The organism is Microvirga sp. P5_D2 (genome assembly GCF_054049475.1).
The window spans coordinates 1-3,322 of the sequence record NZ_JBFUMH010000298.1 but is presented as its reverse complement, the minus strand read 5'-3'; the positions used below and the strand labels follow the sequence as shown (position 1 = coordinate 3,322).

The following is a 3,322-nucleotide window of genomic DNA, read 5'->3' as shown; positions in this document are numbered from 1 at the left end:
GTCCTCGCTGACGTACTCGTCGAGGCAGGCCGGGAACAAGGTGCCCTGGCTGCGCTCCTGGCCTTGGACAAACCGCTTCATCGCGATCCCTCCAGTCCGTGCTAACCCCACCAGATTACCAGATCCCGCGTTTTGACACAGCCTCGACCCGAGGGAGAAACAATCCGACGATCATGGTGGAGCTGACAGCCGCCTCAGGATCGCTTGGCGCGGCACGAACCGACGGCAGGCCTGGGAAGTTGCCCTGAAGGAGCAGTGCCATGGTGCCAAAGCCTTTTGCCCTGCTTCCAATTGGTGGGTTCGCGGTTGCGCTGTTCGCCGCTTCCGCCTTTGCGGCGGAGACGATCGAGGCCATCGGGGAGAGGTGCAGAAAGCCGCGGAAGTCCTACACGGTGGAGTTCCTGGCACCGGAGAATGCCGAGGTCGAGGCGAGCGCCAGGGGAATGGCGGGCGGGAGCGAGGATCCCCATCAAGACTCGCCGGCCCTGTCGCTCGACGGCAGGCCCCGCCCGAACGGGCGCTGCACTTTCAGTGCGGTCAAGGGTCGAACCTACACGCTGGTGACCACGGGCGCTGGCCTGCGGCTCGACAGCCTCGGCATCTCCGTCACCCGGCCGTAGATGCCGTCTGCGAGCCTCGTCACGGGCCCGGGCCCGGCGGGTAACAGCTGGCAATCGTTCCTTAACGCGAGCCGCCCGTGCCAAGTTGGGCGATGGCGACTTGCGGCGACCAGAGCGGCCGCAACAGGGGCTCGGCGACAATGGCGCCGATAAGCACGAAGGACGTCACAACCAGCCCGATGCGGCAGCACAGCGTCAGACGAACCCTAGGGGTCATGGCGCCCCTCCCAGGCATCACGGATTAAAGGCAACGCATGGGGCACGGTGCGGTCGCGGGTGGTCATAGGTTTCTCCTGCCTGTGGTCCTGATCCTCCTGTCCGTAACCGGGGTAGGCGCTCGCCTCCCCGCGACGACGAAACATGCCATCGCCCCATTCCGAGGTGCCGCCGCTATCCGGCCGCCGCGACTGCGACAGCCGCAGCCATCGCCAGCATGCAGATCGCCTGCACCAAAAAGAACGCGAACCGGACCGAGGCGGCAGCATCGGAGGGCGCGAAAGCGAGGTGGACCGTCGTCTGGCAGATCCGCGCGGCCAGGATGGCCCCGGCCAGCCAGTCAAGCAGGCGGCCGTCCGCGCCGGCTGCGGTGGCGCACAGGACGATCGCGGCGAAGACCGGCAGGTTCTCGACGCAGTTCATGTGAGCCCTCATGGCACGCTGGTACCAGTCGCTGCCTTGGGGCCGGTCGGCCTGCCATTCGGAAATCCTCACCCTGCCCTTGTGGATCCTCGACCATCGGTAGACCCCGACCGTTCCGAAGAGCACGAGAAGCGTCCAGACGGCAAAGCCGAGAAGCGCCCATTGCGGGGTCGTCATTGAACCCCTCCGCACGCGGGTAGGCTGCGTAGAACTTCTTAGCGGGTGTGCCTCGTGACCGCCACACCCAGAAGTCGAACCCGGCCTTGAGAGCGTCGCCTGCCAGCAGGCCTTGCGCTAGGCTCAGGAACTGCTTGTGCGGTCTAATACATGGGCCCGATGCTCGAAACGTCTGAAATGGGTCTTGGTCGTGTCAAAACGCTTTGGCAGAAGACGGGCTGCGGCTTTCCACGCTCCAAAGCCCATCACCATCATCGGTGAGCACGGGCGGGCTGATCATCGGCGGAATGACGCTCTCATCGCCTCTGAGGCGAACGTTGGGCGCCTCAGAGGCGTGATGGCACGAGCACAGCCCTGCCCCTATGCCCTGAGGGCGGCCATCAGCGGCTGGATGCCCAGGATGTTCAGCACCCGGGTGAGATTGTAGGCGAGCACGTGCAGCGCCATCTCGCTGGCCACCTTCGGTAAGGTCTTCATCAGGAAGTGGGTGGCGCCCATGCGCAGCTTGATCGTGCCAAAGGGATGCTCGACCACCTCGCGCCGCTGGCGCATCGCTCCTGGGTTCAGATCAAGCCGGCGCTGCACCGCCTCCAGCACCTCCTCGTGCTCCCAGCGCACGATCCGGCGCTCCTTGGCCGTCGTGCAGCGGCTCTTCAGCGGGCAGGTGTGACAGGCAGTGGTCCAGTAGCGCCGCAGCGTCAGCCCGCGCTCGACATGGCTGTAGTAGTATTCGGCCTTGAACTTGGAGCCGTCGATGGCCACGCTGGCGGTGCTCAGCAGCCCCAGCTTGCGGCAGAGCACAACGAACTGGACGCAGACCTGACGGATGGCCCGGCCGCTGTCCTTGCGGAAGGTGGCAATGGTCCTGTGATCCGGCATCAGGCGGCCGGTCAGCCACATCAGCTCGACATTGCGACTGGCGTCACGCTCCAAGCGCCGGCTCGACTGCACCCGGTTGAGATAGCCGTAGATGTACAGCTTGAGCAGGATGGCGGGATGGTATGAGGGGCGCCCAGTTGCTTCGGGCATAACACCGTCAAAGCCGAGGCCTCTCAGATCGAGCGCGTCGACAAAGACGTCAATGACGCGCACCGCGTTGTCCTCACCGACCCAGTCGTCCAGGCTTTCGGGAAACAGGGTGGTCTGGCCGCGATCCACGCCTTCGACAAAGCGTCTCATCGGATCCCCCCAAACAAGGCTGGGCTATCCTACCACTGCTTGCCTTGTCCCGCCGCCAGCGTTTTTACACATGGGGTAATTCCGGAGCCCGCGCCATAACCTGGCTTTGAGAATCGGCTCTCCAAGGATCGATGAGGCCCACCGCTGGGCCTCGCATGATGGAGGGTAGCCATGGAGCACTATGTCGGACTGGACGTCTCGCTGAAGCTGACGGCGATCTGCATTGTTGATCAAACGGGGAAGATCGTGCGCGAAGGCATGGTTCCCTCCGACCCGGAGGCGGTCGCGGGCTTCATTCATTCCCATGTGCCGCATGTGGCTCGGGTGGGCTTGAGACGGGATCAACTGCGACGTGGCTCTGGAGCAAGCTGACGGAGCTGGGATTGCCGGTCATCTGCATCGATGCCCGCCATGCGAAGGCAGCGCTGAAGATGCAGATCAACAAGAACGACCGCAACGACGCTGCCGGCATTGCCCGCATCATGCAATGTGGCTGGTGATCTGACTGGGTGGAATTGGACCAGGTTGATTGAGAGAATTGACCTGGAACCAAGGAGCTCAAGATGCCGAAGAAGAGGTTCAGTTCAGAGCAGATCATCGCCAAGCTGCGCCAGATTGAGGTGCAGCTCGCGCACGGCAAGAGCATCGCACTCACCTGCAAGGATGCCGCCATCTCCGAACAGAGCTCCTTTCGCGGGCGCAAGGGG

General features: G+C 63.9%; 6 protein-coding genes and 1 pseudogene. 3 read left to right on the top strand and 4 right to left on the bottom strand.

Annotation, left to right across the window (positions count from 1 at the left end):
- Window positions 1-115: 115 nt before the first annotated feature.
- On the bottom strand, window positions 116-262 hold the full coding sequence (locus ACXJKO_RS30795; protein ID WP_457094813.1) for a hypothetical protein: 147 nt from the start codon (window positions 260-262) through the stop codon (window positions 116-118).
- Between ACXJKO_RS30795 and ACXJKO_RS30790 the strand changes: the two genes are divergently transcribed.
- The gene (locus ACXJKO_RS30790; RefSeq protein WP_457094812.1) at window positions 261-620 is read left to right on the top strand and encodes a hypothetical protein; all 360 of its coding nucleotides are present in this window, start codon (window positions 261-263) and stop codon (window positions 618-620) included. The two genes, ACXJKO_RS30795 and ACXJKO_RS30790, sit on opposite strands and share 2 nt — an antisense overlap.
- A gap of 61 nt (window positions 621-681) precedes the next feature.
- On the opposite strand, the gene ACXJKO_RS30785 is transcribed toward ACXJKO_RS30790, so the two are convergent.
- From ACXJKO_RS30785 to ACXJKO_RS30775, 3 genes are all read right to left on the bottom strand, one after another.
- Window positions 682-837 (bottom strand): hypothetical protein, encoded by a 156-nt coding sequence (locus tag ACXJKO_RS30785; RefSeq protein ID WP_457094811.1) that lies wholly within the window; start codon window positions 835-837, stop codon window positions 682-684.
- Between the two features lie 173 nt (window positions 838-1,010).
- Complete coding sequence (locus ACXJKO_RS30780) at window positions 1,011-1,436, bottom strand: MAPEG family protein (RefSeq protein WP_457094810.1); 426 nt, start codon at window positions 1,434-1,436, stop codon at window positions 1,011-1,013.
- 360 nt (window positions 1,437-1,796) lie between these two features.
- Window positions 1,797-2,615, bottom strand: a complete 819-nt coding sequence (locus ACXJKO_RS30775; RefSeq protein ID WP_457094809.1) for a transposase — start codon at window positions 2,613-2,615, stop codon at window positions 1,797-1,799.
- A gap of 171 nt (window positions 2,616-2,786) precedes the next feature.
- On the opposite strand from ACXJKO_RS30775, the gene ACXJKO_RS30770 reads away from it, so the two are divergent.
- Window positions 2,787-2,987, top strand: coding sequence for a hypothetical protein (locus tag ACXJKO_RS30770; RefSeq protein WP_457094808.1), 201 nt, complete (start codon window positions 2,787-2,789; stop codon window positions 2,985-2,987).
- Window positions 2,988-3,178: 191 nt separating this feature from the next.
- A pseudogene (locus ACXJKO_RS30765) lies at window positions 3,179-3,322 on the top strand (IS3 family transposase); the annotation flags it as partial.